Annotated in this window: 23 protein-coding genes and 1 tRNA gene; 10 read left to right on the top strand and 14 right to left on the bottom strand. The window is 68.3% G+C overall.

From position 1 onward, the window contains the following. Positions 1-287: 287 nt before the first annotated feature. Entirely contained in the window at positions 288-647 is a 360-nt protein-coding gene (locus AB0H42_RS25790) for a GntR family transcriptional regulator (RefSeq protein WP_357060259.1), read from the bottom strand. Between the two features lie 29 nt (positions 648-676). Further along, positions 677-1,939: an arginine deiminase gene (gene arcA / locus AB0H42_RS25785; RefSeq protein ID WP_357060257.1), complete on the bottom strand. Its 1,263-nt coding sequence runs from the start codon at positions 1,937-1,939 to the stop codon at positions 677-679. Between the two features lie 126 nt (positions 1,940-2,065). Here arcA and soxR point away from each other — a divergent pair, with 126 nt between their 5' ends. Further along, positions 2,066-2,632: a redox-sensitive transcriptional activator SoxR gene (gene soxR, locus AB0H42_RS25780; RefSeq protein ID WP_357060254.1), complete on the top strand. Its 567-nt coding sequence runs from the start codon at positions 2,066-2,068 to the stop codon at positions 2,630-2,632. On the opposite strand, the gene AB0H42_RS25775 is transcribed toward soxR, so the two are convergent. Beyond that, complete coding sequence (locus tag AB0H42_RS25775; RefSeq protein ID WP_357060251.1) at positions 2,553-3,467, bottom strand: SDR family oxidoreductase; 915 nt, start codon at positions 3,465-3,467, stop codon at positions 2,553-2,555. The genes soxR and AB0H42_RS25775 overlap by 80 nt on opposite strands. Before the next feature lie 320 nt (positions 3,468-3,787). Then, positions 3,788-5,902, bottom strand: a complete 2,115-nt coding sequence (locus tag AB0H42_RS25770) for a hypothetical protein (RefSeq protein WP_357060249.1) — start codon at positions 5,900-5,902, stop codon at positions 3,788-3,790. Positions 5,903-6,473: 571 nt separating this feature from the next. Here AB0H42_RS25770 and AB0H42_RS25765 point away from each other — a divergent pair. From AB0H42_RS25765 to AB0H42_RS25740, 6 genes are all read left to right on the top strand, one after another. Further along, positions 6,474-6,917, top strand: a complete 444-nt coding sequence (locus tag AB0H42_RS25765) for a GyrI-like domain-containing protein (protein ID WP_030522317.1) — start codon at positions 6,474-6,476, stop codon at positions 6,915-6,917. Next, positions 6,914-7,369 (top strand): GyrI-like domain-containing protein, encoded by a 456-nt coding sequence (locus tag AB0H42_RS25760; protein WP_357060247.1) that lies wholly within the window; start codon positions 6,914-6,916, stop codon positions 7,367-7,369. Before AB0H42_RS25765 ends, AB0H42_RS25760 begins: the two co-directional genes overlap by 4 nt. Before the next feature lie 270 nt (positions 7,370-7,639). After that, a complete protein-coding gene (locus tag AB0H42_RS25755) occupies positions 7,640-8,413 on the top strand; it encodes a hypothetical protein (protein ID WP_357060244.1) in 774 nt (257 codons plus the stop codon). Continuing rightward, positions 8,403-10,553: an Rv1355c family protein gene (locus tag AB0H42_RS25750; RefSeq protein ID WP_357060241.1), complete on the top strand. Its 2,151-nt coding sequence runs from the start codon at positions 8,403-8,405 to the stop codon at positions 10,551-10,553. Before AB0H42_RS25755 ends, AB0H42_RS25750 begins: the two co-directional genes overlap by 11 nt. Before the next feature lie 16 nt (positions 10,554-10,569). Further along, complete coding sequence (locus AB0H42_RS25745; protein ID WP_357060238.1) at positions 10,570-12,432, top strand: bifunctional diguanylate cyclase/phosphodiesterase; 1,863 nt, start codon at positions 10,570-10,572, stop codon at positions 12,430-12,432. 89 nt (positions 12,433-12,521) lie between these two features. Continuing rightward, on the top strand, positions 12,522-13,649 hold the full coding sequence (locus tag AB0H42_RS25740; RefSeq protein ID WP_357060235.1) for a glycosyltransferase: 1,128 nt from the start codon (positions 12,522-12,524) through the stop codon (positions 13,647-13,649). Between the two features lie 51 nt (positions 13,650-13,700). Here AB0H42_RS25740 and AB0H42_RS25735 read toward each other — a convergent pair whose 3' ends face one another. The 6 genes from AB0H42_RS25735 to AB0H42_RS25710 form a co-directional block, all read right to left on the bottom strand. Next, complete coding sequence (locus AB0H42_RS25735; RefSeq protein WP_357060233.1) at positions 13,701-14,195, bottom strand: DUF4254 domain-containing protein; 495 nt, start codon at positions 14,193-14,195, stop codon at positions 13,701-13,703. 355 nt (positions 14,196-14,550) lie between these two features. Continuing rightward, a tRNA-Ala gene (locus AB0H42_RS25730) sits at positions 14,551-14,626 on the bottom strand. Between the two features lie 124 nt (positions 14,627-14,750). Further along, the gene (gene glpR, locus AB0H42_RS25725; RefSeq protein WP_357060230.1) at positions 14,751-15,776 is read right to left on the bottom strand and encodes a gephyrin-like molybdotransferase receptor GlpR; all 1,026 of its coding nucleotides are present in this window, start codon (positions 15,774-15,776) and stop codon (positions 14,751-14,753) included. Positions 15,777-16,039: 263 nt separating this feature from the next. Further along, the gene (locus tag AB0H42_RS25720) at positions 16,040-16,690 is read right to left on the bottom strand and encodes a GNAT family protein (RefSeq protein ID WP_357060227.1); all 651 of its coding nucleotides are present in this window, start codon (positions 16,688-16,690) and stop codon (positions 16,040-16,042) included. A 12-nt stretch (positions 16,691-16,702) separates the two neighbouring features. Beyond that, positions 16,703-17,962, bottom strand: coding sequence for a gephyrin-like molybdotransferase Glp (glp, locus tag AB0H42_RS25715; RefSeq protein WP_357060225.1), 1,260 nt, complete (start codon positions 17,960-17,962; stop codon positions 16,703-16,705). A 36-nt stretch (positions 17,963-17,998) separates the two neighbouring features. Continuing rightward, the gene (locus AB0H42_RS25710) at positions 17,999-18,964 is read right to left on the bottom strand and encodes a UTP--glucose-1-phosphate uridylyltransferase (RefSeq protein ID WP_357060223.1); all 966 of its coding nucleotides are present in this window, start codon (positions 18,962-18,964) and stop codon (positions 17,999-18,001) included. A 92-nt stretch (positions 18,965-19,056) separates the two neighbouring features. Here AB0H42_RS25710 and AB0H42_RS25705 point away from each other — a divergent pair, with 92 nt between their 5' ends. The 3 genes from AB0H42_RS25705 (at position 19,057) to AB0H42_RS25695 (ending at position 20,923) form a co-directional block, all read left to right on the top strand. Then, positions 19,057-19,659, top strand: coding sequence for a 5-formyltetrahydrofolate cyclo-ligase (locus AB0H42_RS25705; protein ID WP_357060220.1), 603 nt, complete (start codon positions 19,057-19,059; stop codon positions 19,657-19,659). 116 nt (positions 19,660-19,775) lie between these two features. Beyond that, a complete protein-coding gene (locus AB0H42_RS25700) occupies positions 19,776-20,084 on the top strand; it encodes an FmdB family zinc ribbon protein (RefSeq protein WP_357060217.1) in 309 nt (102 codons plus the stop codon). A gap of 143 nt (positions 20,085-20,227) precedes the next feature. After that, on the top strand, positions 20,228-20,923 hold the full coding sequence (locus tag AB0H42_RS25695; protein WP_357060215.1) for an SAF domain-containing protein: 696 nt from the start codon (positions 20,228-20,230) through the stop codon (positions 20,921-20,923). 110 nt (positions 20,924-21,033) lie between these two features. Here AB0H42_RS25695 and AB0H42_RS25690 read toward each other — a convergent pair whose 3' ends face one another. The 4 genes from AB0H42_RS25690 to AB0H42_RS25675 all read right to left on the bottom strand — a co-directional run bounded on the left by AB0H42_RS25690 (position 21,034) and on the right by AB0H42_RS25675 (position 24,192). Beyond that, the gene (locus tag AB0H42_RS25690) at positions 21,034-21,702 is read right to left on the bottom strand and encodes an MspA family porin (RefSeq protein ID WP_357060213.1); all 669 of its coding nucleotides are present in this window, start codon (positions 21,700-21,702) and stop codon (positions 21,034-21,036) included. Positions 21,703-21,774: 72 nt separating this feature from the next. Then, a complete protein-coding gene (locus AB0H42_RS25685; protein ID WP_357060211.1) occupies positions 21,775-22,449 on the bottom strand; it encodes an MspA family porin in 675 nt (224 codons plus the stop codon). A gap of 320 nt (positions 22,450-22,769) precedes the next feature. Beyond that, positions 22,770-23,435, bottom strand: a complete 666-nt coding sequence (locus tag AB0H42_RS25680) for an MspA family porin (RefSeq protein ID WP_357060209.1) — start codon at positions 23,433-23,435, stop codon at positions 22,770-22,772. Positions 23,436-23,517: 82 nt separating this feature from the next. Then, positions 23,518-24,192, bottom strand: a complete 675-nt coding sequence (locus AB0H42_RS25675) for an MspA family porin (RefSeq protein ID WP_357060207.1) — start codon at positions 24,190-24,192, stop codon at positions 23,518-23,520. Positions 24,193-24,461 lie beyond the last annotated feature (269 nt).

Genomic DNA, 24,461 nt, shown 5'->3' with positions numbered 1-24,461 from the left:
GCACGCCGGCTGACCGACGTGTGAGACGACCGCGCGTGTGCGCGGCTCGAGGCCGAAACGGCGAGACCAAGGGGGCCGCAACCCCGCGACGCCGCAGGCGGCGCCGAAAAACACAGCACCTTCACGAGCAAGCCCACGGTCGCCTGCACGACCAAACCCACCTACTCGCCCTCACAACCGAGCCCACATACTCGCTTCACGACCAAACCCACATACTCGCTTCACAACCAGCCCACATACTCGCCCTCACGAGCAGCCCACATACTCGCCCTCACGAGCAGCCCACCTCACACGCCGAGCGCGACCTCGACGTAGTGGATCGCCGCGTCCCCGTCCAACCCCAGCCGCCGGATGGCCGCCACGTACTCCGAGGCCGCCCGCCCCGCCGCGTCGGCGGTAGGGTCGCCGGAGGAGGCGATGAACGAGCCCAGCCGGCCGCGGGTTTCCAGTACTCCGTCCTGCTCCAGTTCACGGTAGGCGCGGGCCACCGTGTTGGGCGCCAGGCCCAGTTGGGCGGCCAGGGCCCGCACCGTCGGGATTTTGGTGCCCGCGGCCAGTTCACCCGCGCGGACCCGGGCGATGACGGCGAGCCGCAATTGTTCGTACGGCGGGACGCCCGAATCGTGGGACACCGTGATCTCGAGCATGGCTCGTTCTTACCGCATCCGGTCGGGTTTCATACCGGATCCCGGGCAAGCGGGCAGGACAGACAGCGCGGCCCACCGCGCCCCGAACCCAGTTCCGAGCCGGGAATGCGTAGCACTTCGATACCGGAATCCTCCAGCCGCGCATTGGTCATTTCGTTGCGTTCGTAGGCGACGACGACGCCCGGCCGCAGTGCGAGGGTGTTGTTCCCGTCGTCCCACTGCTCGCGTTCGGCAGTGACCCCGTCGAGCCCGGTGTCGATCACGCGGAGTTTGTCGATACCCATGGCTGCCGCCGCGGCGGGCAGGAAGGGTTCGGGGCCGGTGACGACACAGTCGTCGGAGGTGCCGTCGCGATTGATCGTGTAGGCGGTGAGGGTTTCGCGGACTCCCGGATACATCACCACGGCGTCGGTGTCGACCATCGTGCACACGGTGTCCAGGTGCATGGTGGCGCGATTCTGCGCGATCGGCACCACCAGCACCGTATGCGCCAGCCGGTCGTCGAACAGGCTCCGCGCCAGCGCTTCCGCGCCGGCCGGTGAGGTTCGTTCGCCCACGCCGACCGCCACCACTCCGGGCGCCAGCAGCAGCACATCGCCGCCTTCGATGGGCGCGGTATGCGATTCGTAGGCTCGGCGTACGCCGAGAAACCGCGGATGGAAGGCGTAGATCAGGTCGGTGAGGGAGGTTTCCCGGGCGCGGGCCGGAAGGGCCAGGGCGGTGATGGCGACCTTGGGGCCGACCCAGAACGAGGAGTCCCGGGTGAACAGCAGGTTCGGCAGCGGGTCGATGACGAAATCACCGCCGTGGTGCATCCGGCGGACCAGCGAGGTGTTGTCGGCGGCGAAGGGCAGTTCGTCGAAGGTCATCCCGGCCATGAGGATTCGGGCCAGGTCGGCGGCCGGGACCGCGCGCAGGTGGCCGGCCAGATCGTCGGCGAGGGCGTGCCCGAGACGGCGGGCGTGCACGGCGGCGGAGATGCCCTGGATACGGGCTGCGCCGCTCACCTCGAGCGTTTCGGTGAGCACATCGGCCAGTAGCGCGACCTCGACTCCGCGGTCGCGCAGCACTTGGGCGAAGATGTCGTGTTCCTGTTGCGCGCGTTCCACCCAGGGGATTCCGTCGAAGAGCAGCTGGTCGTTGTTGCGCGGGGTGAGGCGGCGCAACTCGTCACCGGGGCGGTGCAGCAGTACCGCGCGCAACGCGCCGACTTCGCTGGTCACCCCGTAGCCGGCGGGGGGAGGCCGGTGGTCGCGGGCGGATGTCGGATCCGGTACGGCATCTGGTCCCATGTCCCGACACTAGTGCGCGAACGTGGTGTGGGCACGGCGTCGCCCACCTGTTCGCGGGGCAGTTGCCCCGATTCCGCCCCCGCCTCCAGCAACCTGAAGTATTGTTCAGATCAAGGAGGAGGATCGATGCCGACAGCGGATTGGACCATCAAAGAGCTGACCCCCGGCCAGCTTTCCGAGCGTAGCGGAGTAGCCGTGTCCGCGTTGCATTTCTACGAACGCGAAGGCCTCATCTCCAGCCGCCGGACCAGCGGAAATCAGCGGCGCTACACCCGCGAGACGCTGCGCCGGGTGGCGTTCATCCGGATCTCGCAACGGGTCGGCATCCCACTGAGCGATATTCGGGCCGCCCTGGACCGTTTGCCGGAAGGTCGCACACCCACCCGGCGCGACTGGGAGACGCTGTCCACGGCCTGGCGCGAGGATTTGGACGACCGGATAACCCAGCTGGTCCGGCTGCGCGACAACCTGACCGGGTGCATCGGCTGCGGCTGCCTGTCCCTGGGTAGCTGCAAACTCGTGAACGAGAACGACCGGCTCGGCGCCGAGGGCCCGGGCGCGCGCGTCCTGGACGTGCACCTGAACTGCCCGGAGTACGGCTGCGACGACGCGCTCAGCGCGGTGCCGGAGAGTCCGGACTCGTTGTGTTTCCCGCTGGCCGATCCCGATTCACCGACTGCTTCAGCGTGCTGAACTGCAGGTTGGCCTGCCGCATCAGCAATTCGTAGGGGAGGGCGAACTTCCGCTTCCACCAGTATCCGAACCGGATATCGAACGAGCTGTACACCAGGAACCGGTTGCGTTCGATGCCCTTCAGGATCACCTCGGCGACCTTCTCCGGTGCCACCGCGTGCCGGGTGAACAGCGAGGTGACCCGCTGCACCCGCGGATGCTCCTTGTCCACGCCGACCAGGTCGAACGAGCGCACCAGCGGCGTGGCGACCGCACCCGGGGTCACCACGTGCACCGAGATACCGTGCTCGGCCAGTTCGAAGCGCAACACCTCCGACAATCCGCGTAGCCCGTACTTGCTGGCGCTGTAGGCGGCGTGCCACGGCAGCGCCAGCAGACCGGCCGCCGACGAGACGTTCACCAGCGCACCGCCCTGACCGGCACGCACCATCGGCGGCACGAACCGCTCGATCACATTGATCGGGCCCAGTAGATTGATATCGATCATCCGCCGCCAGTGCTGGATCTCGAGACTGTCGACCGTGCCCCAGACCGAGGTCCCGGCCACGTTCATCACCACATCGAGGCTGCCGAACCGCTCGTGCACGGTCGCCGCGAACCCGGCCACGGCGTCGTGGTTCGAGATATCGAACGCCTCGGCGATGAGCACGGTGCCGCCGGCCCGTTCGATCTCGGCGACGGTATCGGCCAGCCCGTCGGCATCGATATCGGTCAGCACCAACTGCGCCCCGCGGGCCGCCGACGCCAGCGCGGTCGCCCGGCCGATACCGCTGGCCGCGCCGGTGATCAGCGTTTTCGCGTCCTGCACCGATTTCCTGCGGTCGACCCGCCCCATGCTGCTACTCCCGATCGTCCGACTGCGCTGTCGGCAGCAGCCTACCGACCCCGGGCCGGGCGGGCACGGTGGAAACAGTTCACCCTCGCCTCCACCGCCGCCGCGCAGCACTACCTGTTCGGGCGCAGCGCGCACAGCCGCGGCTCGGACCTGTTCGTCGCCGGCATCCACCTCAGCGACCGCGGCGGCGCCGAGGTGGTCGACCTGACCGGTGATCGGCCGGCGACCGCACTGCGCCGACCGCGATGACTACAGCGCCCGGGGCAGATGACTACAGCGGGCAGCAGGCATGAGGCCTGCGCCCGGGCCGCGCCCCCTTGTCACACGTCCCAGGGGTCCAGGCCGAACTCGGGAATCGTGTGGTCGAGGTTGGCGAGTCGCTTGACCGACGCCATGAGCGCTTGCCGATTCGTGTGGGTCGGGTGATCGCTGAACGCCCTCGCGATCGTGAAGTGATCGGTGGCCAGCCGATCGGCGATGGCGGTTCGAGTGGCGCGGCCGACCGAGTTCCATTCTTGGGGACTGATATTGGCCCGCAGGGCGCGGTCGGAATCCCAGTGCTGCTCGACCCGTGCGATGAATTCGCGGTCGAGCTGTGCAGCGGGGTCCGGCGCCAGAGTATGCCGGGCCAGGCTGTCGGCATCGGCCACCGCCTGCGCCGCGAAGGCCGCCTGCGCGTCGGTTCCGGCGTGGTTCACCACCGCATTGCCGGAGGCGACGGCCTTCTGCAAAGGGCCGAAGCCGTACGGATTGCGCGATCGGGTCTCGTTCCGGACCGACCGGGCGCGCAGCGCATGGTTCACACTGCTGTGGGTGGACCCGGCGTCCAGTAGCACAGCCACCATGTGCTGATAGGGCACCCGGTTGTTGTCGAGATACTTGATAGCGCGCGCGAGTCCGAGCTCGGTGTGGATTCCGCCCCACGCGTCGGCTTCCCGCCGCGCCAGCAATCGCCAGTTCTGCCTGGCCATCGACGCCCATGCGTGCCGTTCCAACCGGCTCGCCGCCGTGGCCGCGTTCACCCGGTCACTGCGCATCTTGCCGAATGCCAACGGGCTGAGCGGGTTGACCGTGCGCCCCACGAGCCAGGCAGTGAGCGGCGAGGAGTTGACAGTGTTCAATGCGGCGAAGCTCGCGATCGCGCCGGCACCCGAACCGCCCCCGGAACTCTTCCCGCCGCCGCCCATACCGAGCGCGGTACCGCCCGACCCGCCGCGCGCGCCCTGGATCGTGAGCGAGAACCGGTTGGCCATCCAGTCCGAACCGCGGGTCAACCCCTTGGCCAGCCGGCCGAGCTGCAGGATCGCGACGGCTTCCACGACCGCCGCGATGACGATGACCGCGAGCACCTGGCCGCGCGCCTGCTGGAACAGGTTGCCGAGGAACAGCAGGTACACCCCGATGAAGACGGTGTAGGCGCACATCCGGGCCGCGGCGATACCCGTGTTCACCAGGTTGCGCACCAGAAAGGTCTGAGTGGGCCCGAAGACGAAACCGCCCGCGGCGAATCCGAAGGTCGCCATGAATCCCTGCATGATCGCGTCCAGCGCGGCCCGCATCAGCCGATAGGACAGGACCACCGCGAACAACAGCAGTACGGCTGCCGAGACCAACAGCAACAGACCGGTGCCGATCTGCCCCATGCTCGGGTGGGCGGCGGCCGCGGCCGCCGCGGTGTCCCCGCAGGCTGTCAGCGCGCGCTGGGTGCGGTCGGGGTCCCCCGTGGTCACTCCCGAAGACCACGCCGCGGCACACGCGGACCGGTTGTCCACGATATGGCCGAAGTTCCACACCTGCACCGGATGGCGCGCGAAATTGTCCGCCATATCGCCCTGCAGTGTGCTCACCGCCAGATCCGGGTTCCGGTTCGTGGACCCGTTCAATCCCGACGCGACCGCCAAACCGACGTCGCGGCCCTGGGCGAGTACCCCGTCGGAGCTCAGTGCGGCCGCCAGCGGGTCGGCCAGAAAGAGCGGGCCCAGCACCGCCACGGCCAGCATCGTCACCGTCTGGATCACCGCGCGGGCCTGGAAACCTCGCACGATGAACCAGGCCACGAAGAAGGCGCCGATCGAGGCCGCGGTGATCAGGACGGCGGGCGTGGCGAGCTGGCCGGCCAGCGCGCCGGCGGTACCGCGCAGCGCGTCGGCGAAGAAATCCAGCCAGGCGAAGCTCAGCGCGAAGCCGATGAACCAGATCGCGGTGGTCACGATGATCATGTAGCCGACGAATTCCAGGCCGACGATGGTCCACACGATCGTGCCGCCCGGGTCGAGCAACCCGCCGTTGTCACTGATGTAGGTGTAATCGGCGAGTGCCACACCGAAGGAGTCCCGGACGTTCATCCAGGCCACCCCGTCCATCCGGCTCGATCCGGTGGTGCCGTCCTGCGCCACGGCCACCGCCCCGAGCGCCCCCGGCAGTACGGTCAGCACGAAGAGGCCGGCGAGGCACCAGAGGAGGCGGCGCCCCCATCTCGCCGCTGTCCGCGGTGCACTGCTTCCGGGCTCACCCCACAGGCGCATGGCCGTAGATCCGGCTACTGGGTTGCGCGTTTCGCGCGCTCGCCGAATGCGGGCACGGCCCGCCGGTCTGGTCTGCCGATCATGCTGGCATTGGTATCGACGCCGAATGAAATTCAGCTGAACTGGCAGTGGCGGATCGGGCCCACCGCGGTGAATTACGAAACAATACCTGAAAAAATTCCCAGCCCCGAGAACAGGAGTAAAATGCCGAATTCAAGTCATAGTGAGCGGAATTGGGCCATAAACCCGATTACTCCCGAATTGCCCGGCTGTGGCTTCCGGAAAGATTTCGTCCCATGATAATGGGTTCCGTATCGGACCGTAGGAACTCGGCCGATCCCGCCGCGCCGCGCTCGCGCACCCGGGCGGCGGCGCCGGGCGCGGGCAACCGGCCGGTATCGCCGTCGGTTGATAGCATGGCGGATCCAGCCGACCATTCGGTCGGCTTGCCGACCAGGACACATCTCGAAAGAGTCGTTCCATGCAGTTTGAATTCGTCGAGCGGGACGAGACGTGGGTGGCCGGACTCCCGGTACGCAGCCCCAAGCGTGCGCTCGGTGAGTTGTACGACCGCGACCTCGAAGGCGCCTGGGCATCGGTACTACATCACGAGCTGGGCGGCCCTCTCGCTACGGCGTACACGGATTACTCGACGGAGCTGGGCACCTACAACACTCAGATCGTGGGATATCGGTGCAGTTCATTCGACGAGGTCACCCGCGGGCATCTGGTCGCCCGGCTGCCGCGCGGCACCTATGCGAAATTCTCCTCGGTGGGTAACTTCCCGCAGATCATGACGAGCCTGTGGACACAGATCGCCTACGCCGAGGAGCACCACCAGATCAACCGGACCTTCTCCGGTGATTTCGAGTTCTACCCGCACGCCTACAAAATCGATCTGTATCTGGCGGTCGAGGCCCGATGACCTACACGATCGTGGTGCGCGGCGAATCCGTGTACGCCGGACTCGTCTTCCCGAAGGTCCGGCCCAGTTTCAAGGTCAGCAACAGCGAGATCATCGAGTTCTTGAAGGACCGGGTGCGGGAGCGGCTGGACGCTGCCGCCGGATCGGCCGACGGACAACGGCCCATGTACACCGTGTACGTCCGGACACCGACCGGAACCTACAACGCGCTGGTGTGTTTCGAGTACACCGACCCGGGCCGGGCCCCGGTCGGCGATGTACTGGTCCGGGTACCACGGGGCGTCTACGCCCGGTTCGTACCCAACGGCGACTACCACGATCCGGTCGAGGACGTCTGGGCCCAGGTCGACGACGCGACCGCGTCGGCGGAGATCACCCGGGCCTACCGCGAGGAAATCGAGATCTGGCACGGTTCGGAATCGGTGGAGCTGTTCATCTCCATCACTCCCTGACCTCAGCGTGGAACAAGTTGTTGCCTGTCGGTAACCAACTCGGTACCAACCGGTCTGGTGGTAACGGCGCATCCCGGATTCATCCGGGTTGACCTGCGATAACAATCGCACACCGAGCCGGTTTCCGGAAGATTAACCAGAGTTCTGGTCAATTGTCTTCCGATGACGGATACTGCACTGGGCACGCCGACGAGCCGGGGCGTCGGTCGGGCTGCTGGACAACAAATCCCGCACGGCCCTCGCGTCGTGCGGCGAAAGAGTAGGAACTGCATGACTGTCGAAACGATCGCAGTCGGCCAGGAAGACCCGAGCCGCGGCCGCACTGTGAGATTTCGCGACAACGTTTCCGGATACGCCCTCTGCGTAACCACCCCGCGTCTCTCCCCCGGCCTGTGGCGCCGATACCTCACGGGAGCACGGGAAGCCTACCGCCACTTCGGCAACGAATCGGCCCTGGACTACGACGGTGTACTCGACGGGGCCTCGACGGCCCTGTTCTTCGCCGCTACCGACGCCCGCGGCGACGTGGTCGGCGGACTCCGCGTCCAAGGCCCCTACACCTGGGTGTCCGAGGTCGGCTCGCTCGCCCCGTGGGCGGGCCGGGCGGGCGCGGCCGAACTGGGTCTGATGATGGCCCGGCGCATTCCCCGCGGAGTGGTGGAAACCCGGGCGGTGTGGGTCGCCCGGGACGCCCCCCGGCGCAACGAACTGGCCGCGGCGATCTCGCGCTGCATGGCCCATGCGCCGCGCCTGCTCAACGTCCGATACGGCTTCGCCACAGTCGCCTCGTTCACCACCGAACGGCACCGCGCCAGCGGCGGGGTGGTGGCCCGGTCGATCCCGCCGGTGCCCTACCCCGACGAGCGCTATCGGACCCTGCCCATTTGGTGGGATACCCGGACCTACCATGTATTTGCTGACAATTTGCAGTATCTGCTGATGCGTGGTGAACTTCGCGCTATGGGATTAGCTGAACCAAGGTCGCGGCGGTCGCATCGACTGTTCGGGCACGGCGGGGAGGAATGCCATGCATATGGTCGGTGAGGCAGATCTCGGGGTGGAATACCGGCCGCTGATCCTGGACCCGAGCGATCCCGACGACGAACACGCCCTCGCGGGGCTGCGCGCCACCCCGCATACCGAGTTCAACGATCTACGAGGCCTGCTGGCCGCGGAGTTCGGCCGGCTCAACGATCCCCCGGACACCGGGGAGAGCGCGGCCGACGACCGCTGGGTCTACTACCCGTGGCGGCGCAGCGTGCTCGTGCTGCCGGGCCCGCGGACCTTCCGCGCGATCCGCCTGGACCGCAACCGCAACAAGCTGACCCGGGCCGAACAGGACCGGCTGAGCACCGTGACGGTCGGAGTGGTGGGTCAGAGCGTCGGTCACGCCATCGCCTACACCCTGGCGCAGGAGGGCGTATGCGGTGGGCTGCGGCTCGCCGATTTCGACGAACTCGAACTGTCCAACCTCAACCGGGTACCCGCCACGCTGTTCGATATCGCGGTGAACAAGGCGATCGTCACCGCTCGGCGGATCGCCGAACTCGATCCGTACCTGCCCGTGGAAGTGCGCGGCGGCGGCGTGGACGCCGAAACCGCGGACGATTTCGTCGACGGTCTGGGAATCGTTGTGGAGGAGTGCGATTCCCTGGACATCAAACTACTCATCCGGGAGGCGGCCCGGCGCCGCCGGTTGCCGCTGATCATGGAGACCAGTGACCGCGGTCTGCTCGATGTCGAACGTTTCGACCTCGAACCGGACCGGGCCCCGTTCCACGGTCTACTCGGCGATACCGGGGCCGAACAACTACGCGGCCTGTCCACCCGGGACAAAGCGCCCTACGTCGTCGGCCTGCTCGGCGCGCGCGATCTGTCGGCCCGGATGGCCGGCAGTCTCGTGGAGGTCGGTGAGACCCTCAACAGCTGGCCGCAACTCAGCGGTGACGTGGTGCTCGGCGCGGCCAGTGTCGCGACGGCGATCCGCCGGATCGGGCTGGGCCGGCCGCTGCGGTCGGGCCGTACCCGGGTCGATGTGGAGCAGGCGCTCGACGCGCTGGCCGACCCGGATATCGATACCGAGCAAGATGTCGCCGACCCCGAGTCCGACGACCCGGCCGGCACCACCATCGACCGCATCCTGGTCTGCGCGCAACGCGCACCCTCGGGCGGCAACGTCCAGCCGTGGTCACTGCACACCGCGCCGCAGGAGCTGCGGATCGCGCTCGAGCCCCGCTACACCACCGCCATGGACATCGGCTACCGGGGCAGCGCCGTGGCGCTGGGCGCCGCCCTCTACAACGCCCGGGTCGCGGCCGCGGCCTACGACGTACTCGGCCCCCACGAATACCTCGAAGGCACCGCACCGGACTCCCCGCTCACCGCGGTGCTCCGGCACGGCGGCGACACCGACCCGGCGCTCGCGGCGGACTATCCCTATGCGCTCGCCCGGGAGACCAACCGCCGGCTCGGCTACGGCGGGCAGATCCCGGCCGGCGTCCTGGCCGGGCTGGCCGCGGTCGCGGCGGCCGAAGGCGCGCGGATGCGGGCCGTCGCCGATTCGCCGGGGATCCGTACCCTGGCCGCCGTCCTGGCCGAATCCGACCGGATCCGCTACCTCACACCGCTGCTGCACCGCGAGATGTTCGCGGAGATGCGCTGGCCCGGCGAGGACCTGACCGACGGTATCGACACCCGGTCGCTCGAGCTGGCGCCCGATGAGCGGGTCGCCCTGCAGATCGGGCGACGCGCCGATGTGATGGCCCAATTGCACAGCTGGTCGGCGGGTGCGGCACTGGGCGACTACGCCCGGGACAGGGTGCGCTCGAGTTCGGCTGTCGTCGCCCTGACCTTCACTCCCGATCCGGGTGCCGAGCCCGGGGCATTGGCCGGTTACGCCCGCGCGGGGGCCGCGGTACAGCGGCTGTGGATCCAGGCGCAGCGGTCCGGTCTGGCCGTCCAGCCGATGTCCCCCGTCTTCCTGTTTTCCCGATCCCGTACCGAACTGGATGCGCTCTCCCCGGCATACGCGGATAGACTGTCCACACTTCAGGGTCGTTTCCTGGAATTACTGGAAGTGCCGGAACAGGACAGCGTGGCGCTGGTATTACGCCTGAGTTACGCGGCAGCTGCCAGCGTGCGGAGCCGACGGCGCCCCGCACCGGGCGCGGACAGCCGCAGATAGTGCGATCGGAGATCAGGTGCCTCGGCGGACACTCGACTCGCTGGTGACCGAAGTCGCCGCGGAGCTGATGGGCGTCGATTCGGCGACCATGGTGTCGGCGACCGAGCAGGTGCTGGCCATGCTGATCGACTATTTCGACGTCGACTTCAGCTACCTGCGGCACAACGATCCCGCGAACCGATCCACGGTGCTGGTGGCCGAGTGGCCGCCACGCCAGGACGTGCCCGAACCGGATCCGCTCAAGATCGTGTATTTCGATCAGGCGGATTCGGTTTTCAAATCACTCGAGCACGCCACCGAACCGTTCCTCATCCCGGCCAGCGCCGCCGACTACCAGCAGACCATCCACTCCGCGTCCGGGCTGGGCGACATCAGCTCCGCGGCGGTGCCGCTGGTGTCCCGGGGCCGGTCGACCGGTCTGCTCGGTTTCGTCAAGGTCGGCGACCGCGACTGGAGTACCCGGGAGTTGAATGTGCTCAAAGCCATCGCCACTCTGTTCGCCCAGTTGCAGGCCCGGGTGGAAGCCGAGGAAAAGCTCCGCTTCATCGCCCTGCACGACGACCTGACCGGTCTGGCCAACCGCCGCGCACTGCTGGAACATATGGAGCAGCGGCTGCAATCGGGGAGTCCCGGCCCGGTCGCGGCCTTCTTCCTCGACCTGGACCGGCTCAAGGCCCTGAACGATTTCCTCGGCCACACCGCCGGGGACAAGTTCATCCGGACCCTGTCCGAGCGGCTACGGGACAATCTGGACCCCAACGATATGATCGCCCGCCTCGGCGGCGACGAGTTCGTGATCGTGCCCGCCAAACCCATGGACACCGTCGCCGCCGAATACGAGGCGACCCGGATCCAGGAACTGATCAGCCGCCGGGTCACCGTGGGCGGCGAGTCGGTGAGCCGCGGCGCCAGCGTCGGGGTGGCTGTCGGTATCCCCGGTGAAACCACCGTCGCCGATATCATGCGGCGCGCCGACCACGCGCTGCTGTCGGCCAAATCCGGCGGCGGCAACGGGGTGGCCCTGTTCACCGACGCCATGCGGGCCCAGTTCGAACTCCAGGACGATGTGGAACTGAACCTGCGCAGCGCGGTGGCCGACGGATCGCTGATCCTGCACTACCAGCCCGAGGTGGATCTGCGCACCGGCCGGATCGTGGCCATGGAGGCGCTGGTCCGCTGGATGCATCCGACCCGCGGCCTACTCCCGCCCGGTGCGTTCGTGACCGTGGCCGAGGCCACCAACCTCGCCGGTGAGCTGGGTCGCTGGGTGCTGCGCACCGCCTGCGCGCAGTTCGCGCAATGGCGCCGGCAAGGCCTGGCGACGAATATGGTCATGCGGATCAATGTGTCGCCGGTGCAGCTGGTGAGCCTGGATTTCGTGGAGCGTATCGAGGACATCCTCCGGCATTACGGAATCGACGGGAGTTCGATCTGCCTGGAGATCACCGAACACGTGGTGGTCCAGGATCTGGCCCGCACCCAGGTCACGCTGCGCGGGCTCAAACGGATGGGTGTCCAGATCGCCATCGACGATTTCGGCACCGGCTATTCTTCGCTCTCCCATCTCAAGGCACTGCCGGTGGACGCGGTGAAGATCGACCGCGGCTTCGTCCAGCGGCTGGGGGCCAGTACCGACGACCTGGCCATCGTGAAATCGATCATCGGGCTGGCCGGATCGTTCGGTCTCGGGGTGGTCGGCGAGGGGGTCGAGACCCCCGTCGCGGCCCGCACCCTGGTCGGTCTGGGCTGCTACCGGGCCCAGGGTTTCCTCATCGCGCGCCCGCTGCCCGCCGACGAGGTCGGCGAGCATCTGGCCCTCGGACGGATCCCGCTGAATCTGGACCTGCCCCGGGTGGGCCGCGGTATGCCCGCCCCGTAGCCACTCGAGGTCCAAATAACACGCGGCCTTCACCACGAGTTCAACGCCCCGGTTCCGGTGATAACCCGGCTCGCGCCACGATCGGCGACGTGCGCATCGTGCAACTGGCGAATTTCTACGGCCCGCGCTCGGGGGGTCTGCGTACCGCGCTGCACCATCTCGGTGCGGGCTATGTGGCCGCCGGCCACGAGGTCGTGCTGATCGTGCCCGGGCCGCGACGTACCGAAGAAATACTGCCGAGCGGGGCATTGCGGATTACCCTGCCCGCGGTCGGGATCCCGTGGACGGGCGGTTACCGGGCCGCCGACCCGCGCCGGGTCGCCGATGTCCTCGACGGCCTGCGGCCCGATGTACTGGAGGTCTCCGACCGGCTGACCCTGCGCGGATTCGGCCGCTGGGCGCGGCGCCGGGGCGTGGCCGGGGTGATGATCTCCCACGAGCGCCTGGACCGGCTGCTGGGGCAGATCATGCCGGACCGGATCGCCCGGCGCTGCGCCGATATCGCCAACCGGCACACCGCCGCCGAATACGACATGGTGGTGTGCACCACCGAATTCGCGCGGGCCGAGTTCCGGCGTATCGGCGCGCCGAATGTCGAGATGGTGCCGCTGGGTGTGGATCTGGACCTGTTCAGCCCGCGCCGCCACGACCACGGTTTGCGGGCCGACCTCGGGGTGCCCGGACAGCCCCTGCTGGTGCACTGCGGCCGGCTGTCGGTGGAGAAACGCGCCGATCGCAGTATCGAAGCGCTCGCCGAGCTACGCCGGGACGGGCTCGGCGCGCGTCTGGTGGTCGCCGGTGACGGCCCGCGCCGGGACGCGCTCGAACGCCGGGCCAAGCTGCTGCCGGACCTGCCGGGCGGCCTGCCCGCGGTACATTTCACCGGGTTCATCAGCGACCGGTCGGATGTGGCGAGATTGCTGGCGACCGCGGATATCTCGCTGGCTCCGGGTCCGCACGAGACCTTCGGGCTGGCCGCGCTGGAAGCGCTGGCCGCGGGTACCCCGGTGGTCGCGAGCAGGTCCTCGGCGCTGGCCGATATCGTCACCGCCGACTGCGGCGCGGTCGCCGCCGACGATCCGGCGGCGTTCGCGCACGCGGTCACCGATGTCCTGGCCCGCCCGGCCGCGCAGCGGCGCGGCGCGGCCCGGCGGCGGGCCGAGCAGTTCACCTGGCCCGCGGCCGTATCGGGAATGCTCGCGGTACTCGACCGCTGATGCCGCCGAGCCGAGCGGATCGCTCGCGATACCGGGCACCGTGAGCGGCTGTCACAGCCGGCCGGGCAGCCGCCGCCCGCCCCGGATGAGCTCGGTGATCAGTTCCGTATAGCCGTCGATCATTTCGGCCAGCCGGTGCCAACGTTTACGCGCGTGGTGATCTCGTGTGCCGTCGATCTCGACCATTTGGTTGGCGTCCACCCACCCCCAGGCCATGCGATCGATCACTGCCCCCAGCGTTTCGGCGTGGATCGATACGTCGGCGTCACGTTGCGGGGACCGCGCGTCGACCCACTCGTCGATATCCTCGACCAGCTCCCGGCGGCGGTTGTCGACCTCGGCGACCGTGCGCGCGTCTCGCAGCGTCACCCGATGGCCGTGCAGGGCGGCCAGTGCCCGCGCCGTGCGGAGGACGTCGTGATCCTCGAACCGGGTCCCCTGGAAGCTGCACAGCAACTGGGTCGCCGTGGGCAGGCCCGTGGTGGCCACGGGCACCACGGGCCGCGTGCGAACGTCGCCCGGCACCATCACACTCTGTTCAAACATGATCGGCTCTCGATTCGGTCGTACCGCGTATCGGACAGATTTGTTCAGTCGATGACAATAGTCGATGGACATAACTCACCGGCGGCAAAACGCACTATTGCGTTCGCTGATTCGAGACCATGAGGTACTCCATCTCTCATCGAATCGATTGCCCGCGAATGCAATGGACGGTTCCCCCGCCCACGGGCCACCGCGGCACCGAACGCGACCTCACAAAACGGAGCCGATCACTGCGACCCGACGCAGACCGCCACTCCGAGCGGCCCGGTCTCGTCACCCGCTCGCCGCGCTCGGCTCGGAAAGAGAACTGCCCTCGACCGGATACCGGCCGAGGGCAGTTATGCAAGAATTCCTGTGGTGGAGCTAAGGGGAATCGAACCCCTGACCTTCTCGATGCGAACGAGACGCGCTACCAACTGCGCTATAGCCCCGTGCGGCTCGGTGAACCGCGCTGTGCCACTCTAGCAAACAGGGCTACCAGAATCCGAATCGGGGCGCTGACCTGCGTTTTCTCTATTTCTCCGAGCATTTCCGTGCGGCGGGATCCACTACTGGTCACGCACCCGCGGCCCGGCGGATATCACCGCCGGTCGCCCGGTTGCGCACGGTCCGGGCGACGGACGCGTCATAGGCGTCCAGATGCTCGAACGCCGGATCCTCGTCGTCGGGTTCGAGCAGGTGGGCCCGGCGACGCAGCGCGCGTGCGGTATCCCGGTCCATTCCGGGCCGGGCACCCCGCGGCGACGCCGTCTCGGCGTCGGCGGGGCCGTGTCCGGCCGATTCCTGCCCCCGGCCGGTGAGCCGGGCGCTGCGCCGCCGGCGGATCTCCTGTTCGATCCGGACCTGTTTGCGCAGATAACCCAGGTAGGTACCCAGGGACAGCACGGCACCACCGCAACCCCACCAGAAAATGGGTGCGACGGCGACCGCGAGGCCGCCGCACAGCACGGCACCGAGTACGAGCGCGACCACGGCGCGCTGCCGGAAGGTATAGCGCGCGGCCCGGGCGATCGCGTCGGCTTCGGGGTCGTAACCACCGCGCCCGCGGCGGGACGGTACGAAATCCTCGTCGTCGTATTCGAGTTCCGGGTCCGGCGGCCGCATCGCCGCCCGCACCGGGGGAATGCGCGCGGGCACGTTGGCCTCGGCGTGCTCGGGCGAACGGACCTCCTCGTCACAGTCCTCGCCGCGTTCGAACTCCACGTCGTCCCAGCCGTCGCCGGATTCGCTGTCGTGCGCGGTGCCGTCCGCACCGAATCCCGGCTCGGCGCCCCCGGGCCGCTCGCCGACGACCTCGTCCGGTTGCTCCTCGCCAGCCGCGGTACCGTTCTCCTCGGCCGATGTGCTCATCGGATCCTCCGCATCATTGGCGTGGTGACGCTTTCGGTAAGGCCGCGTGGTCCGCTTCTTGCGGGCATGCCCACTTCCCTTACGCCGTTTGGAATCTCCACGATGCAGTACCCGCGTCGCCAGGGCTGTGTCGGTTGTCCGGCGGATTCTGGGATGCCGGTCGGCAAGGATAGGAAACAGGACGAAGACCCACAGCACGACCAGCCCGATCCACAGGATCGAATTCGGCATCGTCGTCAGCACCTCCGTCCCGCCTGGTCGTCGTCCGAGCCCCCGCCATGAACCGTGTGCGCCCCCACGCCGGAGTCCTACCCCGCGGGTACGTCTCGCAGATCGTGGTACGAGCTCTCCACCGGTGGCACAGGACGCACCACCGACGTCCGTAGGTTAATTCCGAGTAGGGGTACAACACGGCAGGCGCGCCGTGCACTTCCGCCACATGAGTCACATTTCCACCAAAGCCGGGTCCGGGCAGGCCGGTTTCCGGCGGCACGTCACCGCAGCGTCAACCGTCCTTCCCGCGCCAGCCGATCGACCACCCGGCCGGGCAGCTCCTCCACCGTTATCCCGACCAGCAGATGATCGCGCCAGGCCCCGTCCACATCGAGATACCTACGCAGCAGCCCTTCTTCACGGAAGCCCACATTGCGCAGCACCGCCTGGCTCGCCAGATTCTCCGGCCGCACGGTCGCCTCCACCCGGTGCAGGCCAACCGGACCGAAACAGTGATCGAGCCCCAGCGCCAATGCCGCGGTCGCGACCCCCTGCCCGCCGAGATCCTTGGCCACCCAGTACCCGATCCACGCCGAACGCAGCGCGCCGCGCACGATATTGCCGACCGTCAGCTGCCCGCTGAACGCACCGTCGACCTCGATCACCAGTGGGATCATCGCGCCGCGGCGCGCCTCCGCCTTCAGGCTCGACCACAGCGGCGGCCAGTTCGAAGCGTGATTGCGCGCGTCCCAGGCCCCGCGGCCGGTGGGCTCCCAGGGTTCCAGATGGTTCTGGTCCCGCAACCTGATCCGGCTCCACGCCGCCGCGTCGCGCAACCGTACTGGGCGCAGAGTCACCTCCCCGGCCGGAACCCGCACCGGCCCGAGGTGGGCGGGCCACCCGGGGTGCTGGGTGGCCCGGAAAACGTTCATGGACTCCACTTTCTAGCCGCGTTGCGCCAGAAATGCGACCCGGACCTTGTCGCCGGTACGAATTTCGGTGTCGTCGGGCTCGACCACGATGAGACTGTTGGCCTCCGACATGGCCGCCAGCAGATGCGACGACGCCCCGGCGCTGTTGCCGAGCGGCTGCACCAGGTAGTCCCCGGTGGCCTCGTCCCGCATCAACTGGGCGCGCAGATAACCCTTGCGGCCCGCCATCGACTGGATGGGAGTTATGGTCCGAGCCCGGACGATCCGGCGCATCGGCTGCCGCCTTCCCAGCGCGATCCGGATGAGCGGTCGCACCATCACCTCGAAAACCACCAGGGCGCCGACCGGGTTGGACGGCAGCAGGAAGGTGGGCACCTCGTCGCGGCCGAGACGGCCGAACCCCTGTACCGAACCCGGATGCATCGCCACCCGGGCGATCTCCAGTTCACCGAGCCCCTCCAGCGCCTCACACACCTGATCGGAGGCCCATCCGCCGACCGCGCCGGCGATCACCACCACTTCCGCCCGTACCAGCTGCCCTTCGACCACATCCCGCAGCCGGCGCGGGTCGGCGTCGACGATGCCGACCCGGTTCACATCCGCGCCGGCGTCGCGGGCGGCGGCGGCCAGGGCGTAGGAGTTCACGTCGTAAACCTGCCCGGGCCCGGGCGCCCGATCGATATCGACCAGTTCCTCACCGATCGAGATCACCGACAGCCGCGGCCGCGGATGAACCAGCACCTTGTCCTGGCCGACCGCCGCCAGCAGACCCACCTGCGCGGGACCGATGATCGTGCCGGCGTGCACCGCGACATCCCCGGGCTGCACATCGTCACCGGCCCGGCGCACATAGTCGCCCGACCGCACCGGTTCGTAGACCTTGAGCCGGCCCCGGCCGCCGTCGGTGAAATCCAGCGGCAGTACCGCGTCGGCGAGGGTGGGCAGCGGCGCGCCGGTCGCGACCCGGACCGTCTGCCGGGGCTGCAGCCGGATCGGCTGCCGGGAGCCGGCGAGCACCTCCCCGACCACCGGCAGCGTCAGGTCGACCAGTTCGCCGTCCTCGTCGCGGATATCGGCCCCGGCGGACGTCACATCCACACTGCGCACGGCGTATCCGTCGATGGCGGCCTGATCGAAACCGGGCAGCGGCCGCTCGGTCACCACGTCTTCGGCGCACAGCAGGCCCTGGGCCTCGGAGATCGCGACCCGCACGGGCCGCGGCGCGACGGCCGCGGCGGTCACCTTGATCTGCTGATCCTCAACAGAGCGCATCCAGCCCTTCCCGATGTCCTCGCCCCGCAGGCGATCTCATTCGTCCGCGGTGAGTTGCGGGTTCCACTCCGAACTCAGCCGGTGCTGGAGCCACTCGCGCAGCGCGGGACCGTATTCCTCCCGCTCCAGTGCGAAATCCACCGCAGCACGAAGATAGCCGCCCGGGTTCCCCAGATCATGGCGCGACCCACGGTGGACGACCACGTGAACCGGATGTCCCTCGTCGATGAGCAGCGAGATCGCGTCGGTGAGTTGCAGTTCCCCGCCGGCGCCGGGACCGATGCGGCGCAGGGCGTCGAAGATCGCGCGATCGAGCAGGTAGCGCCCGGCGGCGGCGAAGGTGGAGGGGGCCTCCTCGCGGCCCGGCTTCTCCACCATGCCCTTGACCCGCAGCACATTCGGGTTGACCGCGTCGGGCACCGGGGCCACGTCGAATACGCCGTAGGCGCTGACCTGGTCCTTGGGCACATCGATCGCGCACAGCACGGATCCGCCGCGTTTACGGCGGACCCGGTTCATCACATCCAGTACCCCGCACGGCAGCACCAGATCGTCGGGGAGCAGTACCGCGATGGCGTCCTCGTCGGGGTCGAGCACCGCTTCCGCCTGGGCCACCGCGTGACCGAGGCCCAGCGGTTCCTCCTGCACCACCGAACTCACATCGAGCAGCCCCGGGGCCTTGCGCACCTTCTCCAGCAGCTGGAACTTGCCGCGCTCGGCGAGGGTGCTCTCCAGCACCAGGTCCTCCACGAAATGCGCGACCACTCCGTCCTTACCGGGCGAGGTCACGATCACCAGGCGGCTGGCCCCGGATTCGGCGGCCTCGCTGGCCACCAGCTCGATACCGGGAGTGTCGACCACCGGCAACAGTTCCTTGGGGACCGTTTTGGTCGCGGGCAGGAACCTTGTTCCCAGCCCGGCCGCGGGCACGACGGCCGTCCGGAAGCACGGTTCCGGCGCGGAGGCGCCCTCGCTGCCCTGTTCTGCGGCCTTTTCTGTCATATACACACCCTATCCACCCGGAGCGCCGCCCAAACGGCTGTATACCGGCTCGCCGCCGACTTTCGCGGCGAAACCGGCACCGGTGAGAGCCTATGGTTGTCGCCGTGCCTCTGCCCGACGAGCGTGACAAACAGGCCTGGCGCGCGGAGATCCGTGCCCGCCGGGCGCGACTACCCGAACTCGTGCGCGCCACGGAGGCGGCGGCACTGGCCGCCGCGGCCGCGGACCTGGGTCCCGCCGAGTGGGTGTGCGCCTACGTGCCGATGCGCGCGGAACCGGGTTCGCCGGACCTGCCCGAGGCGCTGCGCGCGGCCGGTAGCCGGGTGTTGTTGCCGGTGACCGGTGCGCCCGGCCCATTGCGCTGGGGCGAGTTCACCGGCGCGGGATCGCTGCGGCCGGGCCGCTACGGCCTGCTGGAACCGGCGGGCCCGGTACTACCGCCGGAAACGGTCGCGCGGGCCGAGGTCCTGCTGATCCCGGCACTGGCGGTGGACCGGCGCGGGGTCCGGCTCGGCCAGGGCGCCGGCTACTACGACCGGACCCTGGGTATGGCCGATCCCACAGCCCGGCGCACCGTGGTCGTCCGGGACGACGAGGTGGTCGAGCGGTTGCCCGAGGAACCGCACGATATCCGGATGACCTGGGTGCTCACCCCGGGCGGCGGCCTGCGCCGGCTCGATGTGACAGCGTCGTGAGACGCCGTCGTGGTGGCACTCGGCACAATGGAGGGTATCCGGGAATCACTCGGCGATTGGCACTGTTGGCACTGTCGGCTGTAGAGTGCTAAGTCTCGAATACTGCGGAGGACCCAGTGCCAACCTATTCATACGCGTGCACCCAGTGCGACAACCGCTTCGATATCGTTCAGTCCTTTACCGATGAGGCACTCACTGTCTGCTCGGAGTGCTCCGGCGCTCTGCGTAAGCTTTTCAATTCGGTGGGCATCGTCTTCAAGGGCAGCGGCTTCTACCGGACCGACAGCCGCAGCGGCGCCTCGACCGCCAGTGAACCGGCCAAGTCCGACAACTCCACGTCGAGCTCTTCGGGATCCGGTTCGAAATCGAGCTCGGACAAGGGCTCCTCGGGTACCTCCTCGGCACCCGCCGCCGCGGCCAGCTGAGAGCGGAATCGCGACCCGGCCCCGCCCGGACAGGTCGTTGACAGCGGCCGGGTATCGCGGATGATCCATCCACACCCCGGGAGTTGTCCACAATCGCGCACAACCCCGGGTTCGCGGCCGGACAGTACTCCTACGCTCGGCCCATGAGCCGCATCCGACCCACTGCCCGCACGAGCGGCGGCCGAACCTCCTCCCTCGGCGCCGGTGACACCTGGCGCGACGCGTTCGCCGATCGACCGGCCTGGGCCGACGGGGTCCTGCTGCGCCGTGCGCTGGCCGTACTGTGCGCACTCGCGGCCGTCACGCTGTTCCTCCGCGGCGATCCGGCCCACGTGCGCAGCTCCGTCGTGGTCGCGGCCCGCGACCTGCCGCCCGGCCACCTGCTCGCCGCCGCGGATCTCCGCCTCGCTTCCTACCCTCCGGACGCCACACCCGACGGCGCGGCCGCCGACCCGGCGCCGCTGTTCGGCGCCGTGCTCACCGCCGCCCTGCGAGCGGGCGAGGTACTCACCGATGTCCGTGTGGTCGGCCCGCGGCTCGCGGAGGCCGCCACCGGACGGCCGGATGCCCGGATCGTGCCCGTCCGCCTGGCCGATACCGCGATCACCGAGATCCTGCGGGCCGGCGATCGGGTGGACGTGGTGGCCGCCGGCGCCGAGGATCCGGCACTCGCGCAAACCCTGGCGGTCGACGCCGCGGTGGTACTGGTGTCGGGGCCGCCGGCGGATTCCGGCAACCGCCACGCCGAACGGGTCGTGCTGGTGGCAATGGACGCCCGCCGGGCAGCGGTCGTCGCCGCGGCCTCGTTGCACAGCGCACTCACCGTGATCTTCCACTGAACGTCGGCCCGCACGACGAAGGGACCCACCGCGTATACGCGGCAGGTCCCTCCACCGAGATGTGGGTGCGGCCGAGCCGGGCACCCGGCCGGATGAGCCTTACGGCCGGATCAGCCGAGGCTGAACGGCTGACCCCACAGGGTCACCACGGACATCACGTTATCGGTCTCGACCTTGACCCGCACGAACGCGCGCGCCTGCGCGTAGCCGCCGCAGCCGTTGACGCCGATGGTCTGATCGGACCAGGTCACCGAACCGCTGTTGCCCTTGAACTTGTTGTTGGTGGCGTGATCCTCGTTGCCGTAGTCGTCGGGCTTCTCGATATCGAGGACGTAGAAGGACTTCGCCTGGCCGGGGCCCAGGGTCAGGTTGCCGCCGACCTCACCACTGGGGCTGACCTCACCGGACGCACCGTCGATATCGGCGTCGGCGCCACCTTCGGCGCCGCCGCCGTCGATGTTGACCTGGCAGCCCACGACATAGCCGGGGTAGATCTTGCCGCCGACCTTCTCGCCGCCGGCGATCTCGACCTGCGCGCTGGCCGAGGCCCAGGCGTTGCGGTGGATCGGGGTGGCGCCCATGGACGGGCTGATGGTGGCGGATTCGCCGACCAGGCGCACGGTCACCACGGTGCCGTCCGACAGGGTCTTGGTGATTTCGCCGCCGGGCAGCGGGATGAAGGTGTCGGCGTTGGCGGCGCCGGTGGAGAACAGGCCCAGCGCCATCGAGGCGGCCGCGCCGACGCCGGCAAGGCGCGCCAGATTCTTACGGTTGAACATGTGTGTGTGCCCCTCTGGGGTTGAATTCGCTACAGCGAGAGATGTGGTGGGTGAATTCGACCGGTGCCGGTATCAGCCGATGCTGAACGGCTGCCCGTAGAGGGTGGTCTTCGAGTAGTGGTCGCCGATGATCTCGACGACGGTGTAGGCCCGGGCCTGCGCGTAACCGGCGCAACCCTGGATCGCCATCTCCACGTCCTGGTACTCCACGGAGTACACGCCCGGCTTCTCGACGTCCTTGTATTCGATCTGCACGAACTTGACCTCACCGGGGCCGAGCTCGATACCGACCGAGCCGCCGACGCTGCCGCCGCCCACCTCGATACCGACCGAGCCACCGAGACCGATGGCGTCGTCGGCGATGCTCACCTGGCAGCCGACGATGTAGCCGGTGTTGAGCTGCGAGGCGCCGTGCGTCGAGGAGTTGTTGGTTCCGTCCGCGTTCGTGGGGCCGTTGTTCGGACCGGCTTCGCCCTCGGGGGTCACCGTGACGTCGGCGGTGGCGTTGCCCGAGACCCACACGGTCCGGCCCGCGCCGTTGGCGGCCAGGGACGGCGAGATGAGCGCGCTCTCATGGGTGCGGGTGATCTTCACGCCGGGTCCGAGTTTTTCACCGTCGGGCAGCGGAACAAAGGTGTCCGCGTTCGCGGCACCGGTCGAGAACAGGCCCATGGCCACGGCCGCGACAGCGCCGACGCCCAAAGCGCGGGCGCCGCAGCGCAGACCGGTGGTGCGGTTCTTGCTCATATTTCCCCTCATCAAGGTTTTCAGCGACACCCGGCATCGCAGCGATTCGATGCCGGGGCGGCCCGAGAACAGGCTGCATAGAGCTTGCGGGACGGCTGTAGCCACCAGATGAACCAAAAACCACACAACCGGTGAACACTCGAGTACCGTGCCGCCGACGCGGTGTGTCGACCGGATGAGTGCCAGATGGCCAGAAAGTGACCGGTGCTGGGGAAATACCCGCCGGGCGTCGGCGGTACCGGTCCTGCCGCAACAGAATACGGGCCCGCCGCGGCTGCGGCGGGCCCGTATTCGTGCCAGTATGTCGGATCGGCCGGATATCAGCCGAGGCTGAACGGCTGCCCCCAGAGCGTGACGAAGGTGATCACGTTCTCGGTTTCCACCTCGACCTTGACGAACGACCGAGCCTGCGCGTAGCCACCGCAGCCGTTGAGGCCGATGGTCTGATCGGACCAGGTCACCGACCCACTGTTGCCTCGGAACTTGTTGTTGGTGGCGTGATCCTCGCTGCCGTAGTCGTCCGGCCCCTCGATATCCAGGACGTAGAACGATTTCGCCTGGCCGGGGCCGACGGTGAGATTGCCGCCGGTTTCGGCGCTCGGGCTCACGGCACCTTCGGTGTCCACCTCGGCCCCGGCACCACCCTCGGCACCGCCACCGTCGATATTGACCTGGCAGCCCACGACATAGCCGGGGTAGATCTTGCCACCCACGTCCTCGCCGCCGGCGATCTCGACCTGCGCGCTACCGGAGGCCCACGCGTTGCGGTGCACCGGCGTGGCACCCATGGACGGGCTGATGGACGCCGACTCGCCGACCATGCGTACGGTCACCACCGTGCCGTCGGACAGCGTCTTGACGAGTTCGCCGCCGGGCAGCGGCACGAAGGTATCGGCACTGGCCGCTCCGGTGGAGAAGAGGCCGAGCGCGACGGTGGTGGCGGCGCCGACGCCGGCCAGGCGCGCCAGATTCTTACGGTTGAACATGAGAGTTACACCCTTCGAGGGGAGAGCTCGCGGAATGCGCGAGAAAGATTCGATTCGATGCGACGTGGACGGGCGCGGCAGCTCAGCCGATGCTGAACGGCTGGCCGTACAGGGTGGTCTTCGAGTAGTGGTCGCCGATGATCTCGACCACCGTGTACGACCGCGCCTGCGCATAACCCGCGCAACCCTGGATCTCGATCTCGGCATCCTGGTACTCCACCGAGTACCTACCTGGCTTCGTGATGTCCTTGTAGTCGATCTGCACGAATTTCACCTCGCCCGGACCCAACTCGACACCGACGGAGCCGCCGAGGCTACCGCCGTCGAGGGACAGGCCCAGTGAGCCGCCCAGGCCGATCGCGTCCTCACCGATGCTCACCTGGCAACCGACGATATAGCCGGTATTGAGCTGCGAGGCGCCGTGCGTGGACGAGTTGTTGGTCCCGTCCTCGCCGGTCGGGCCGTTGTTCGGGCCCGGTTCGCCTTCGGGCGTGACCGTGACATCGGCAATGGCGTTTCCGGAGACCCAGACCACCCGGCCCGCGCCGTTGGCCGCCATGGAGGGCGAAACGACGGCATGCTCACCCGTACGGGTGATGGTCACTCCGGGGCCGGCCTTCTGACCGTCGGGCAGAGCCACGAAGGCATCGGCATTCGCGGCGCCCACCGACAACAGGCCCACGGTGACGGCGGCCGCGGCACCGACACCCGCGATCCTGGCGCCGTTACGTACACCGTCGGTGCGGTTCTCGCTCATATTTCCCCTCATCATGTCGGACAAACAGCATGGCCTACGAGACTCGGACAGCTGACTCGCCGGCTCCGACCAGTGTTTCGCTCGTTTGTTACCTACAGGTGACCTGTTGTTATTTCGGTGCAACGCCGCAAATCGGACAATGCACGCCAATGCGACCGGCAGGATCCACAAAGTGGAGTCACGCCGGACCACCATTGCGGCGGTCGACGAAGCCGAGATTAAACGGTCGGCAACAGGTTGGACAAAGGGTGTTTTCGCTATACGTTAAT

The sequence above is a fragment of the Nocardia sp. NPDC050799 genome, assembly GCF_040654015.1.
Lineage (GTDB): Bacteria > Actinomycetota > Actinomycetes > Mycobacteriales > Mycobacteriaceae > Nocardia.
This window is presented reverse-complemented; position numbering and strand designations above follow the sequence as displayed.